Origin of the sequence: Micromonospora sp. 067-2 (genome assembly GCF_046549295.1) — a bacterium.
Lineage (GTDB): Bacteria > Actinomycetota > Actinomycetes > Mycobacteriales > Micromonosporaceae > Micromonospora.
This window is the reverse complement of record NZ_JAJPWB010000002.1, coordinates 635,749-648,664: the sequence shown is the minus strand read 5'-3', so window position 1 is coordinate 648,664 and position 12,916 is coordinate 635,749. Positions and strand designations below refer to the sequence as shown.

The 12,916-nt window shown below is 71.7% G+C and carries 13 protein-coding genes; 7 read left to right on the top strand and 6 right to left on the bottom strand.

Going from position 1 to position 12,916, the window contains the following annotated elements; genetic code table 11:
- Positions 1-441 precede the first annotated feature (441 nt).
- Together ACLJN9_RS06665 and ACLJN9_RS06660 are read left to right on the top strand one after the other, a co-directional pair.
- Complete coding sequence (locus ACLJN9_RS06665) at positions 442-819, top strand: helix-turn-helix domain-containing protein (RefSeq protein WP_410810184.1); 378 nt, start codon at positions 442-444, stop codon at positions 817-819.
- Between the two features lie 108 nt (positions 820-927).
- Positions 928-1,323 carry a GNAT family N-acetyltransferase gene (locus tag ACLJN9_RS06660; protein ID WP_410810183.1) on the top strand — a complete coding sequence of 132 codons (396 nt, stop codon included), beginning with the start codon at positions 928-930 and terminating at the stop codon, positions 1,321-1,323.
- 58 nt (positions 1,324-1,381) lie between these two features.
- Here the strand turns inward: ACLJN9_RS06660 and ACLJN9_RS06655 are convergent, their stop codons facing one another.
- Together ACLJN9_RS06655 and ACLJN9_RS06650 are read right to left on the bottom strand one after the other, a co-directional pair.
- Positions 1,382-2,032 (bottom strand): futalosine hydrolase, encoded by a 651-nt coding sequence (locus ACLJN9_RS06655; RefSeq protein ID WP_410810182.1) that lies wholly within the window; start codon positions 2,030-2,032, stop codon positions 1,382-1,384.
- Positions 2,029-3,630 (bottom strand): MFS transporter, encoded by a 1,602-nt coding sequence (locus ACLJN9_RS06650; protein WP_410810181.1) that lies wholly within the window; start codon positions 3,628-3,630, stop codon positions 2,029-2,031. Before ACLJN9_RS06650 ends, ACLJN9_RS06655 begins: the two co-directional genes overlap by 4 nt.
- A gap of 84 nt (positions 3,631-3,714) precedes the next feature.
- Here ACLJN9_RS06650 and ACLJN9_RS06645 point away from each other — a divergent pair, with 84 nt between their 5' ends.
- On the top strand, positions 3,715-4,554 hold the full coding sequence (locus tag ACLJN9_RS06645; protein WP_410810180.1) for a DUF3027 domain-containing protein: 840 nt from the start codon (positions 3,715-3,717) through the stop codon (positions 4,552-4,554).
- Between the two features lie 36 nt (positions 4,555-4,590).
- Here the strand turns inward: ACLJN9_RS06645 and ACLJN9_RS06640 are convergent, their stop codons facing one another.
- On the bottom strand, positions 4,591-4,791 hold the full coding sequence (locus tag ACLJN9_RS06640; protein ID WP_410810216.1) for a DUF2530 domain-containing protein: 201 nt from the start codon (positions 4,789-4,791) through the stop codon (positions 4,591-4,593).
- 134 nt (positions 4,792-4,925) lie between these two features.
- Between ACLJN9_RS06640 and ACLJN9_RS06635 the strand changes: the two genes are divergently transcribed.
- From ACLJN9_RS06635 to ACLJN9_RS06620, 4 genes are all read left to right on the top strand, one after another.
- On the top strand, positions 4,926-6,404 hold the full coding sequence (locus ACLJN9_RS06635; RefSeq protein ID WP_410810179.1) for an NCS2 family permease: 1,479 nt from the start codon (positions 4,926-4,928) through the stop codon (positions 6,402-6,404).
- A 118-nt stretch (positions 6,405-6,522) separates the two neighbouring features.
- Positions 6,523-6,972 (top strand): MarR family winged helix-turn-helix transcriptional regulator, encoded by a 450-nt coding sequence (locus tag ACLJN9_RS06630; RefSeq protein ID WP_377531295.1) that lies wholly within the window; start codon positions 6,523-6,525, stop codon positions 6,970-6,972.
- A 71-nt stretch (positions 6,973-7,043) separates the two neighbouring features.
- Positions 7,044-8,324, top strand: coding sequence for an MFS transporter (locus tag ACLJN9_RS06625; RefSeq protein ID WP_410810178.1), 1,281 nt, complete (start codon positions 7,044-7,046; stop codon positions 8,322-8,324).
- Positions 8,325-8,473: 149 nt separating this feature from the next.
- Positions 8,474-9,007, top strand: coding sequence for a hypothetical protein (locus tag ACLJN9_RS06620; RefSeq protein WP_410810177.1), 534 nt, complete (start codon positions 8,474-8,476; stop codon positions 9,005-9,007).
- Positions 9,008-9,073: 66 nt separating this feature from the next.
- Here the strand turns inward: ACLJN9_RS06620 and sepH are convergent, their stop codons facing one another.
- The 3 genes from sepH to ACLJN9_RS06605 form a co-directional block, all read right to left on the bottom strand.
- Complete coding sequence (gene sepH, locus ACLJN9_RS06615; RefSeq protein ID WP_410810176.1) at positions 9,074-10,153, bottom strand: septation protein SepH; 1,080 nt, start codon at positions 10,151-10,153, stop codon at positions 9,074-9,076.
- Between the two features lie 187 nt (positions 10,154-10,340).
- Positions 10,341-11,468, bottom strand: coding sequence for a phosphoserine transaminase (serC, locus tag ACLJN9_RS06610; protein WP_410810175.1), 1,128 nt, complete (start codon positions 11,466-11,468; stop codon positions 10,341-10,343).
- Positions 11,469-11,671: 203 nt separating this feature from the next.
- Positions 11,672-12,778 carry a citrate synthase 2 gene (locus ACLJN9_RS06605; RefSeq protein ID WP_410810174.1) on the bottom strand — a complete coding sequence of 369 codons (1,107 nt, stop codon included), beginning with the start codon at positions 12,776-12,778 and terminating at the stop codon, positions 11,672-11,674.
- Positions 12,779-12,916 lie beyond the last annotated feature (138 nt).

Genomic DNA, 12,916 nt, shown 5'->3' with positions numbered 1-12,916 from the left:
GGTGGTTGGGGTTGTGGGGCTTGGACGGTGGTGGTTGGGGTTGTGGGGCTTGGACGGTGGTGGTTGGGGTTGTGGGGCTTGGACGGTGGTGGTTGGGGTTGTGGGGCTTGGACGGTGGTGGTTGGGGTTGTGGGGCTTGGACGGTGGTGGTTGGGGCTGTGGGGCTCGGACGGTGGTGGTTGGGGCTGTGGGGCTTGGACCGTGGTGGTTGGGGCTGTGGGGCTTGGACCGTGGTGGTTGGGGCTGTGGGGCTTGGACCGTGGCGATTGGGGTTGTGGGGCTTGGGCCGTGGTTGTTCGGGCCGTGGTGATGTCGCAAACGATTCAGCTCCAAAGGGCCCGCGGAGTAGGCCGTCCACCGGCCGGGAAGGTTGTCCACAGCGTTATCCACAGCTCTGGTCGGGGCGTTGATTGCTTGCTGGCCGGCGGGGAACATCGACTTGTGACCGAGTCGACTGACCGTGCCGACGCAGCGGGCGCCGACGCAGCGGGCGCCGCCGATCTCGGCGGGGTGCTTCGTGCTCTGCGCCGTCGCGCAGACCTGAGCCAGCGAGAGTTGGCCGAGAGAGCCGGGGTGCCGCAGCCGACGCTGGCCCGGATCGAGTCGGGGCGAGCGATCGATCCTCGGCTTCGGACGGTGGAGCGGCTCGTCCATGCTGCGGGCGGAGAGGTTCGGATCGGCGTGCCGGAGGCAGTCCCCGCCATCTCCGTGCCGACGTCGGTTCCGCACGACGACATGCGGGACCAGGCAGGGCGGCGGTACCCGGCTCACCTGGACGTCTGGCCGGTCCACGAGCCTCGGGACTGGCCGGGTGCGTAGTGGGCGGAGTGGTACCGGTTGCCGCCCGAGCGGTATCCGCTTCCGTTGCCGCCGGCGGCGTACGAGGTGAATCGGCGGTATCGGGACAACCGACGCTGGGGTGCGGAGGTGCGCCGTTCGGCCCGGGTACGGCGGGTCACCGGCGGCGAGGTGCCCGACACCTGCTGGCGGTTCGTTGCCGAGCTTCCGGGCGGTGAGCTGGTCGGTGAGTTGCGGGCCCATGAGCGGTCCCCGCACCTGGAGTACGGAGAGTGGTACCCAGGCATGCCGGAGCGGGAGATGGTGCTCGACGGAGTGCTCGTCGCTGCCCGATACCGACGGTTGGGGCTTGGGCGCCGGTTGGTGACGGCGCTGATCACCGAGATGCGCGCGGCGGGAATCGACGGTGCGGCTGCGGTCGCCGAAAACCTCGGGATCGAGCTGCTGCTCGCGTGCGGCTTCGAGATCGAGGCCCGCCGGCCCGCTGCGCTACGGCTGGATTCCCCACGACGGCGTTTCGGCTGAGGTCGAGGGCTTCGGCCGGCGCTGCGGCTGCGGTCGGCGACACGCCAGGGCCGCGCGGTCAGCGCAAAGCTGGCGCAGCCGTGGTCAGGGCCGTGAGGGCCTCGCGCAGCCGCCACGCGTCGCGGTCCCGCGGGCCGATCGGGTTGGAGATGGTGCGCAGCTCGGCGAAGGGAACCCCGGCCTGCGCTGCGGCCACGGCCACCCCGTACCCCTCCATGGCCTCCGCGACCGCCTCCGGATGCCGTCGACGCAGGGCCTCGGTGCTGGCGGCGGTGCCGGTGACCGTGCTGACCGTGAGCACCGGGCCGCTCGTGGCCGCCGGAAGGGCGGCCCTCAACAAGGCCAGCAGCTGGGGGTCGGCCGGTACGACACTGCCGCCGCCGAGCAGCGCGGGCGGCATGCCCAGGTCGTCGAGGGGGATGAAGCCGTCCGGTGACTCGGCGCCCAGATCCGCGGCGATGGCGGCGGTGCCGAGAACGGTGTCGCCGACTGCGGCCCGACCGGAAAAGCCGCCGGCCACGCCGGCGCTGACCACCGCGCGGTACGGGCGGCCGGCCGCCTCGGCCAGGGCCAGCAGCCGAGCGGTGGCGGCGCCGGCCACGGCAGGGCCGACCCCGACCGGAGTCACCGTCACGCTGGCGTCGGCCAACCCGGCCCGGACCGCGTCGGCCTCCGCGGGCACCGCGGTCACGACGAGCAGACCGGTCACGACAGAGGCCCGGGGGATTCCCGGCGGGTGTCGTCGTCCACGCCTCCGCCCGGCCCGCCGACCGCTGACGAGGGACGGTAGATGTGGTAGCCCGGTGGGGCGAGCCCAGGGTCGTCGTAGTGCGGCGAGCCGGCCTGGTTGGGCGCCGGTGAGGTGGGTGTGTCGTCCGCCGGCTCGTCGGTCGGCTCGTCGTCGGTCAGTTCGTCGTCGCCCAGCGGGCGGCCGGCCAGCTTCTCGCCACGCAACCGGGCGGCGACCAGCACACCCCGGGCGGCGGCGAGCACCCCGACCCCGGCGGCGACCGCGATGCCGATGCGGCCATCGAACGGGACCAGCCCGAGCCCGCCGCCGGCGACGAAGGCGAGCATCAGCACCGTCTCCGAGTGGGCGAAGGAACTGGCCCGCAGCCGCTCCGGGATGCGCTCCTGGATCGAGGCATCCACGGCCAGCTTGGCCACACCGCTGGCCAGCGCCGTGACCAGGCAGAGCAGGGCGACCAACGGCAGCGAGAACTGGATGACCGCGAGCACGGCCACCCCGGCCACGATGATCATGCTGCTGGACTGGATGGCGGTTGGCCGGTGGATGCGCAGCCGGGTGCCGACGGCCGTGGCCAGGAAGCCGCCGACCGCCAGCGCGCCACCGACCAGCCCCAGCGCCCACTCGGCGCCCAGATCCCGGCCGAACACGACGGTCGTCAGGTCGCCCTTCTTGATCGCGAAGGCGAGGAAGAGCAGCAGGAAGCCGTACACCGCGCGCAGGGTCGCGGCACCGATCAGGGTGGCGATCACCAGCCGGCCGGCCGGGCGGCCCCGGCCCAGCGGCCGATCTCGCCGGCGTACGCCCAGCGCACGCAATGCCCGAGGGACCCGCTCCGGTGGCTCGGAGTCGGCCTTCGGTGGCAGGCGCAGGGAGATCACCATGCCGACCAGGAAGATCACTGACGCGACCCGCAGGGGCCACTGCGGCCCGAACCAGAACGCGGCCAGCCCGATCGGCGCCACCAGTGCGCCCGCCACCGTGCCGTAGACGCTGGCCCGGGCACCCACCTGTGAGAGGCCGAGCCCTTCCGGCAACAGACGGGGTACGGCCGCCGACCGGGCCACGCCGTACGCCCGGGACAACGCGAGCACCCCGAACGCGGCCGGATACAGCCCGAAGCCGTGGATGTAGTCGGAGATCAACCAGGCCAGGAACGCTCGCCCGAGCATGGTGGCGGCCAGGGCGTACCGCCGGCCGTGTCGAAAGTGGTCCAGCAGCGGACCCACCACGGGGGCGAGCATCGCGAAAGGCACCATGGTCACCAGCAGGTAGAGCGCGACCTTGCTGCGGGCCTCGCCCAGCGGCACGTTGAAGAAGATCGTCCCGGCCAGGCCGATGGCGATCAGGGTGTCGCCGGCGCAGGAGACGGCGTGCAGGTCGAAGAGGCGGACCATGCCGACCTCGCCGCCGGCGCCCCGGGCCCGGGCCCGGCCGGCCCGGGAGGTCATCCAGCGTCCGCTGCCCACGGACCCGCGCAGCAGCAGACGGATGGCGCGGATGCCGGTGCCGACGGTCCGCCCGAGGACGGATCGCCCGGAGCGGGAGTACGACGGCATGTGCACCATCCTCGCCCATCCGATCCAGGTGCGCCGCACCACTGCGGCGATTCACCGGGAGTCCCTGTCACCTGTATCGAGCGCATGGGGAACAATGGTGAAGTGACCAGGCCCGCCTCCACCCGTGCCGCCCGCCTCGACCAGGTCTGCGCCGCCGCCGTCGAGACGGCCCGCGCTGGCATCACCGAGGTGGATGCCGACGATGTCGGCGACCACCTGCAGGTCGTGGCCGAGGGCGATCGGCTGGTCACCCACTACTTCGAATGCCGGCTCGCCGGCTACTGCGGCTGGTGGTGGGCGGTCACCGTCACCCGGGTGCCGCGTAGCCGGACGGTGACCATCTGCGAGACGGTGCTGCTGCCCGGTCCGGACGCGCTGCTCGCGCCCGGCTGGCTGCCCTGGCAGGAGCGGTTGAAGCCCGGCGACCTGGGCCCGGGTGACCTGCTGCCGACCTCGCCCGACGACGATCGGCTGGCCCCCGGCTACCTGCTCTCCGACGACCCGGCCGTCGAGGAGACGGCCTGGGAGTTGGGCCTCGGGCGGGCCCGGGTGCTCTCCCGGGAGGGACGCACCGACGCGGCACAGCGCTGGTACGACGGCGACCACGGCCCGGCCGCGGCCATCTCCGCCGCCGCGCCGGCCGCTGCCCGCTGCGGCACCTGCGGGTTCTACCTGCCGCTGGCCGGCGCCATGCGGCTGGCCTTCGGCGCGTGCGGCAACTTCTACGCCCCCGACGACGGCCGGGTGGTGAGTGCCGACCACGGGTGCGGCGCCCACTCCGAGACGCTCATCGAGGTGGCCGAGAGTGTCGTCGAGGAGTTGCCCACGGTCTACGACGACAGCGCGATGGAGGCCATGTCGGTCAGTCGCGCCCCGGGCTCGGTGGAGGCCGCCGAGCCGTCGGAGCCGTACGGGCACCCCTGACGTTCCGCGTCGGGTGTCCCGCCGCGGCCGCCCGGCTCAGCTCGCGCGGCGGCGGCGTCGGTTGGCGTCGTGCCGCATCATCGTGGCGAGACCGGGAAAGCCCCACAGGAACCCGGCCAGACAGGTCCAGAGCCAGTTCTCGTGGTGATGGTCGGTCAGCCAGCCCCGGAAGAAGATCAACAGGATCAGACCGGCCACTGCCCACACGATCAGCCCGGCGACGGCGAAGGGCACCATCGGCGGATCCAGCGGCGCGGGCCGCAGTGGCTGCTCGTTCGGCACCGGGCAAGCGTACGCGATCAACTTTCCCTGCCGGCCGGTGATCTGGGACGATGCGCGCGACAAACCGGAAGATCACCTGCGAGGACCCGATGGCAGTAGCGCCGCCCGAGAACGGCACACGACCTGACCCCGCTCACCCCCGGAACGGTTTCGACCGGTTCTTCGAGATCTCCGCCCGCGGCTCGACGCTGAGCCGTGAGGTCCGGGGTGGCCTGGCCACCTTCTTCACGATGGCGTACATCGTGGTGCTCAACCCGCTCATCCTCGGTGGCGCCGTCGACGGGGACGGCAAGACCCTTCCGATTCCCGCGCTGGCCGCGGCCACCGCGCTGGTCGCCGGCCTGATGACCATCCTGATGGGTGTGGTCGGCCGGTTCCCGTTGGCGCTGGCCGCCGGCCTGGGCGTCAACGCCCTGGTGGCGTACGAGATCGCCCCCGAGATGACCTGGGCCGACGCCATGGGCCTGGTGGTGATCGAGGGTGTGATCATCGCGGTGCTGGTGCTCACCGGCCTGCGTACCGCGGTGTTCCGCTCGGTGCCGACGCAGTTGAAGACGGCGATCGGCGTCGGCATCGGCCTCTTCCTGACCATCATCGGCCTGGTCGACGCCGGCTTCGTCCGGCGCGTGCCGGACGTCGCCAACACCACCGTGCCGGTGGGGTTGGGCATCGGCGGCAAGCTGGTCAGCTGGCCGCTGCTGGTCTTCGTGGTGGGCCTGCTGGTCACGCTGGTGCTCGTGGTGCGCCGGGTGAAGGGCGCGATCCTGATCGGGATCCTGACCTCCACCGTGCTGGCGGTCATCGTGGAGGCGGTCGCCAACATCGGCCCGTCGTTCGTCGACGGCAAGCCCAACCCGAAGGGCTGGGCGCTGAACGTGCCGGAGCTGCCGAAGACGGTGGTGGACGTGCCGGACCTGTCGCTGCTGGGCAAGTTCAACGTGCTCGACTCGTGGGGCCGCGCCGGCTGGGTGGTCGTGCTGATGTTCGTCTTCACCCTGCTGATCACGGACTTCTTCGACACCATGGGCACGATGGTGGCCGTCGGCCAGGAGGGTGGTCTGCTCGACGAGCGCGGCACCCCACCGAAGGCCAAGGAGATCCTGCTGGTCGACTCGATCGCGGCGGCTGCCGGCGGTGCTGCCAGCACGTCCAGCAACACCTCGTACATCGAGAGTGCCGCCGGTGTCGGCGAGGGCGCCCGGACCGGCGTGGCCAGCCTGGTCACCGGCGTGCTCTTCCTGCTGGCGATGTTCCTGGCGCCGCTGGTGGTGATCGTGCCGTTCGAGGCGGCCTCGACGGCCCTGGTGGTGGTCGGCTTCCTGATGATGACCGCGGTGCGGACGATCGACTGGTCCGACTACGAGATCGCGATCCCGGCGTTCCTCACCATCGTGCTGATGCCGTTCACCTACTCGATCTCCAACGGCATCGGTGCCGGCCTGATCACCTTCGTGCTGCTCAAACTGGCCAGGGGTAAGGCCCGGGAGATCCACCCGCTGCTGTACGGGGTGGCCGCGTTGTTCGTGCTGTACTTCCTGCGCGGACCGATCGAGTCTCTGGTGCTCTGACATCTGCCTCCGGGCGGGGCAACAGAACCGGATTCCCCGCCCGGAGCAGCATGAACCTCCTCGTGAGCCTGGCCATATCGGATGTCGTTAGCCAGGCTCATTAGTTAAGCTAACTATCGTGACGGAGCGGACGGTGACGGCGGAACGCGTGCCACCGGCGCAACTGGCTCCCCAGTTGCGTGATGCGATCACCCGACTCAACCGGCGGGTCCGCCAGGCCCGACCGGTCGGCGACCTCACGGTCACTCAGGTCTCCGCGCTCACCAGCCTGCGGCTGGCGGGCGCGTTGACGCCGAGGGAACTGGCCGATGTGGAACGGGTGCAGCCACCGACGATGACCAAGATCGTCGCGAAGTTGGAGGACCGCGGCCTCGTGCAGCGGACCCCCCACCCGACCGACGGCCGGCAGGTCATCCTCGCGGCGACCGAAGGAGGGCAGGCCGTGCTCGACCAGTTCGAGCGGGCCCGCGACGAGTGGCTGGCCCACCGGCTGGCCGCGCTCGACGAGGACGAACGGGAGACCCTGCACAGGGCCGCCGAGATTCTCCAGCAGCTCGCTCGCGCCTGAGCAGGCCCGCGCCACCGGGCCGTGCCGTCACCTGTCGATGACGCGTACGTCCTTGAGGAGGCGCACCAAGAGTGCAGGCCAAGCTGAGCACGATGTTCCAGTCCCTACAGGTCCGCAACTACCGGCTCTTCGCATCCGGGCAACTGATCAAGCTGATCGGCGTCTGGATGATGTTCATCGCCCAGGACTGGCTCGTTCTCGAGCTCTCCGACAACTCGGCGACCGCGCTCGGCGTGGTCACCGCGCTGCAGTTCACCCCGGTGCTGCTGCTCACGCTGCTCTCCGGCCGGCTCGCCGACCGGTACGACAAGCGGGTGCTGCTCTTCGCCGCCAACGCGTTCTGGACCGTGCTGGCGCTCGGCATGTCCCTGCTGGTCCTCACCGACATGGTGCAGCTCTGGCACGTCTTCGCCTTCGCCGCGCTGCTCGGCACGGCCAACGCCGTGGAGACCCCGGTCCGCCAGGCGTTCGTCTCCGAGCTGGTCGGCACACCGCTGCTGCCCAACGCGCTGTCGCTCAACGCGGCCGTGTTCAACTCGGCGCGGATCATCGGCCCGGCCGTCGCCGGTCTGGCCATCGCCGCCTTCGACGTGGGGCCGGTCTTCCTCTTCACCGCGCTCAGCTCGATCGCGCCGCTGGTCAACGTGGTACGGATGCGCACGACAGAGTTGCACCGCGACGCCCTGCTGCCGCGCGACGAGCGGGCATCGGCCCGTGTGGTCGACGGGCTGCGGTACGTGTGGCGCCGGCCCGACCTGCTGCTGCCGATGGCGGTGATGTCGGTGATCGGCATGTCCCTGTTCAACTTCCAGCTCACCCTGGCCGCGCTGGCCAAGACGGTCTTCCACACCGGCGCCGCCTCCTTCGGTCTGTTCAGCACCGCGCTTGCGGTCGGCGCGCTGGGTGGCGCCCTCAGCGGCACCGGTCGGCGCAGCCGCCCGTCGGTCTGGCTGGTGCTCGGTGCCGCGATCGCCTGCGCCAGCTTCGGGACCCTGGTCGGCTTCGCGTCGACCTACTGGCTGGTCGTGGTGCTGCTGGTGCCGACCGGTTTCTTCATGGTCTTCTTCGCCCAGGCCGCCAACCAGCGGGTCCAGCTCGGCGTGGACGCCGCCTTCCGGGGACGCGTGATGGCCCTGTGGGTGCTGGTGTTCCTGGGCACCAACCCGGTCGGCGCACCGCTGATCGGTTGGGTCGCGGAGCACTTCGGTGCCGGTGCCAGCATCTGGATGGGCGGGCTCGTCTCGCTGACGGCCGCGCTGATCGGGCTCACCTGGCAGCTGCGCCACTCCGGTGCCCGGCTGCGCTTCCGGGTGCTGCCGATGCCCCGGTTCTACGTCACCTCCACCGACTGACGGAGGCGGCGGGAGGGTCCCTTGACATCGGACTTCGCCTGACAAGGGGCCCTCGCGCACCGTCGAGACATGGCACGTCCCGTTGAGCGGATGGCGCGGATGCGGCCAATCTGGTGGCGGGGCGGCACGCCGCGGCTTAGCGTCGATACGTGGGAGTCGGACGCGCGCTGATGCTGGCCCTGGCGTTGCTCGCCGTGGCCAGTCTGCCGGCGGCCTTCGCCCTGCTCTTCTGTGCCGACGAGATCATGGACCGGGTGGTGTGCGGGTGGTCCGAGTGGCGTGAACGCCGGCGGGAACGACGCACCATCGCCCGTCTCGACCGTGCCATCGAAGCCGACGCGCTGACCCGGGACATCGATCTCAGCGAGTTCGACAGGACCGACCGGCGCTCCCTGGAACAGCTCGCGGCCGACCTGCGCCGCCTCGGCGGGCAGCGGCTCGGCGGCACCGGCCGGTCGATGGTCTGGCACGGCGCGGTGCTCCAGGCGTACGACGACAGGCTTCGGCTGGCCTGCCGCGCCCTCGGCATCGCCGAACACCTCGCCGAGTTGACCGGCGTCGACCAGGAGATCGAGCGGGTCCGGGTGGAGGGCGTGCTGCACGCCGCCGGTCTGGCCCTGCCGGCGGCCCGGGCCGGGCGCCGTAACGGCACCGCCGAGCGGCGCGACGGTCGCGGGGCCTGATCATCCGGCACGTCGAGCGCCCCCGCGCCGACGGATGACGACACAGCCACCCGTCGACGCGAAGCGTCAGGAGGACTCGCGGGCGGCCGGACCGCTGCCGAACAGCACGTCGTCCCAGCTCGGCAGCCGCTTGCGTGGCTTGCCGTTGGCGTCGGTGGACTCGCCGCCGGCGGCAGCGGCCGCGCCCGTCCGGCGGGGCCGCAGCACCGCCAGCGACGGCACGGCCGGCACCTCCTTGGGCGCGTCCGAATCGTCGTCGAAGGCCGACCCCTGGCCACCGCCGAGCAGCGCCGCGGCGCCACCGCCGACCGGCCGCTGCCGGGGTGCGTCGGACCCGCCGAGGGCGGCCGGGGTACGCGGCTCCAGGCCGCGCCCCGACGAGTTGCCGAGCGGGCGGTCCAGCGAGGCGAGCAGGGCGTCCCGCCCGGCCCGGATCGGGTCCCGCGCGGTGCGCGGGTGCTCGGAAGCCGCCGGCAGCCCGTGCCCACCGCGGCTCGGCTCGCCGCGCGACGGACCGGGCAGGGCATGCCCGCCCCGCTCCGGCGCCGGCTCCTGGCCGAGGATCGGCGTGGGCCGCTCGGCGCACAGGTACTGCGCCATGTCGTCGTGCGGGGTGACAGCCTGCCTGGTCTTGTCGAGATCCCAGATCGCCTGCGCGGTGGCCTTGCCGGAGGGCCAGGTGGCGACGATCCGCCAGGTGCCGTCGTCGCGCCGGTATGCGTCCCAGGAGATCTTCTCGGTGTCGATGCCGTGCTGGCTCAGTCGGCCGTTGACCACCTCGGCGAGCGGGGTGGGCTTCTCCGCGCCCTTGAGCCGGGTGCGGCGGGCGTGCTGGGCGAGCATCGCCCGCTCCTGGAGGACCGGGCCTGCGTACCGCAGCACGCGGTCGACCGGCACACCGGCGATCCGGGCGACGTCCTCGGCGGACTCCCCGGAGCGGATGCGGGCCTGGATGTCTCGAGGGGACAGTGAGGGGATCGTTTCGGCGGTGCTCGGCGCCACGGCTAGCGGCGGAGCCCCCGGCTCGGCGTGCAACGCGCCGGAGATCCGGTCGTCGATCGGCAGGGCGAGCAGCCGCCCGACCTCGTCGGCGAGAACCAGAGCATGGCCGTCCTCGGAGAGGGCGACGAAGCGTACTGGGCGCATAACGTTGCCTCCGTCCCGCTTCGCTGGCCGCACGCCACGAGTCGGCCACCCAGGCGTCTCGGACCACCGTACGCGCATCTGCTTCGGGGTGGGGGAAGCGACACCCCGCATGTCGCGACTGAGCTGCAACGATGATCACGGTCGGTGTCCGCCGAGGCCCCGGCGAACACCGTCCGTGACGATCGTCTCAGAGCCGTTCGACCACGTAGTCGATGGACGCCGTCAGGGCCTCGACGTCAGCCGGCTCGATGGAGGGGAACAGAGCCACCCGCAGCTGGTTCCGACCGAGCTTGCGGTACGGCTCCGTGTCGACGATGCCGTTCGCGCGCAGTGCCTTGGCGATCGCCGTGGCGTCCACCTCGTCGACGAAGTCGATGGTGGCGACCACGTTGGACCGCAGTGCCGGGTCGCTGACGAACGGGTTGGCCACCGTGGACCGCTCCGCCCAGCCGTAGACCGTCGCGGCGCTCTCCGCGGTGCGCTTCGAGGCCCAGGCCAGGCCGCCCTGCGCGTTCATCCAGTCGGTCTGCTCGGCGGCCAGGAAGATGGTGGCCAGCGCCGGGGTGTTGTAGGTCTGCTGCAACCGGGAGTTGTCGATCGCGGTGACCAGGTCGAGGAAGGCCGGAATGTACCGCCCGGACGCCTTGATTTCGGTGGCCCGGTCCAGTGCGGCCGGCGACATCAGGGCCAGCCAGAGACCGCCGTCGGAGCCGAAGCACTTCTGTGGCGCGAAGTAGTAGACGTCGGTCTCGCCGACGTTGACCTCCAGACCGCCGGCGCCGGAGGTGGCGTCGACCAGCAGCAGGGAGCCCTCGTCCGCCCCCGCCACACGGCTGATCGGCACCGCCACGCCGGTGGAGGTCTCGTTCTGCGGTGTCGCGTAGACATCGACACCGGCCTCGGCGACCAGGGTCGGGGCGCCGCCCGCGTCGGCCTTGCGGACGGTCGGCTCGCCCAGGAACGGAGCGTCCCGGACCGACGTGGCGAACTTGGCGCCGAACTCGCCGAAGCTGGCGAACTGCGCGCGGTCGCGGATCAGACCGAAGGTGGCGACCTCCCAGAACGCGGTGGTGCCACCGTTGCCGATCACCACCTCGTAACCCTCGGGCAGCGAGAAGAACTCGGCGATGCCGGCGCGCAGCCGGGCCACCTGGTCCCGGACCGTCTTCTGCCGGTGCGAGGTGCCCAGGTAGCTGGTGGCCACCTCGGCGAGGGCGGACACTGCCGCCGGACGGACCTTGGACGGGCCGCAGCCGAAGCGTCCGTCGGCGGGCTTGATCTCGTCGGGAATCCGGATGGTCGGTGCGTCAGCCACGGTTCTGTTGGTCCTTCCGCAAGGGCGAGGGCGGGCCCGGCGACACTGCCGACCCTCATCCTCGCACCCTGGCCGGTGCCGGAAAGTCGGGGTCCCGAGGGCCGGTCTGAGTCCTTCGCCACATCCGGTGCCGCCCGCTCGGGCGGTGGTCAGGAAGGAGCCCCTCCTCGACGGCGGACGTCGAGAAGGGGCTCCCGTACGCCTCAGACGCCGTGCGGAACGGCGCCCCAACCCTCGACGTCGCTGGGCTTGCGGGTGTCCGGGCCCATGTAGCGGGCGGACGGGCGGACCAGCCGCTGCAGGCGCTTCTGCTCCAGGATGTGCGCGCTCCAGCCGCCCATCCGGGCGCAGGTGAACATCGAGGTGAACATGTGCGCCGGTACCTCGGCGAAGTCCAGCACCACGGCCGACCAGAACTCGACGTTGGTGGCGAGCACCCGGTCCGGGCGGCGGGCCTGCAACTCGGCCAGGGCCGCCTTCTCCAGCGCCTCGGCGATCTCGAAGCGCGGCGCGCCCAGCTCCTTCGCGGTGCGCCGGAGCACCCGGGCGCGCGGGTCCTCGGCACGGTAGACCCGGTGGCCGAAGCCCATCAGCCGCTCACCGCGGTCGAGTACGCCCTTGACGTAGCCCTCCGCGTCACCGCTGCGCTCCACCGCCTCCAACATGGTGAGCACCCGGGACGGGGCGCCGCCGTGCAGCGGGCCGGAGAGGGCGCCGATGCCCGACGAGATGCAGGCCGCCGCGTCCGCCCCGGTGGAGGCCACGATGCGGGCGGTGAAGGTGGAGGCGTTCAGGCCGTGCTCGGCGGCCGAGATGAAGTACGCGTCGACGGCCTTGACGTGCCGCGGGTCGGGCTCGCCCCGCCAGCGCTTCATGAACCGCTCGACGATGGTCTGCGCCTTGTCGATCTCCTTCTGCGGCACTGCCGGCAGACCGAGGCCGCGGGCGGACTGGGCGACGAAGGACAGCGCGGTCACCGAGACCCGGGCCAGGTCCTCGCGGGCCTGCTCGTCGGAGATGTCCAGCAGTTGGCTGAGCCCCCAGTACGGCGCCAGCATGGCGACCGCGGACTGCACGTCGACGCGGATGTCACCGGAGTGCACCGGCACCGGGAACGGCTCCGCCGGCGGCAGACCCGGCCCGAACCGACCGTCGACCAGCAGCGCCCACACGTTGCCGAACGAGACCTGGCCGATCAGATCCTCGATGTCGACCCCGCGATAGCGCAGCGCGCCACCCTCGCGGTCGGGTTCGGCGATCTCGGTCTCGAAGGCGACGACGCCCTCCAGTCCGGGTTTGAAATCGGCCATGTCGCTCTCCTGGATCTGGTCGGTGCGCCCGATCAGCTCATCCGGCCCGGTCGGCCGAGCGCCTTAGGCGACCCTCAGGGATGTGTTCGGAACATCTTGCCTGCTGAGTAACCGGATACGCGACCCACTGCGACTGTG

Excerpts from the sequence above, each read along its gene's own strand:
- ACLJN9_RS06650 (WP_410810181.1), bottom strand. The coding sequence starts at position 3,630 with ATGCCGTCGTACTCCCGCTCCGGGCGATCCGTCCTCGGGCGGACCGTC.
- ACLJN9_RS06645 (WP_410810180.1), top strand. The coding sequence starts at position 3,715 with ATGGGGAACAATGGTGAAGTGACCAGGCCCGCCTCCACCCGTGCCGCC.
- ACLJN9_RS06640 (WP_410810216.1), bottom strand. The coding sequence starts at position 4,791 with ATGGTGCCCTTCGCCGTCGCCGGGCTGATCGTGTGGGCAGTGGCCGGT.
- ACLJN9_RS06635 (WP_410810179.1), top strand. The coding sequence starts at position 4,926 with ATGGCAGTAGCGCCGCCCGAGAACGGCACACGACCTGACCCCGCTCAC.
- sepH (WP_410810176.1), bottom strand. The coding sequence starts at position 10,153 with ATGCGCCCAGTACGCTTCGTCGCCCTCTCCGAGGACGGCCATGCTCTG.
- ACLJN9_RS06605 (WP_410810174.1), bottom strand. The coding sequence starts at position 12,778 with ATGGCCGATTTCAAACCCGGACTGGAGGGCGTCGTCGCCTTCGAGACC.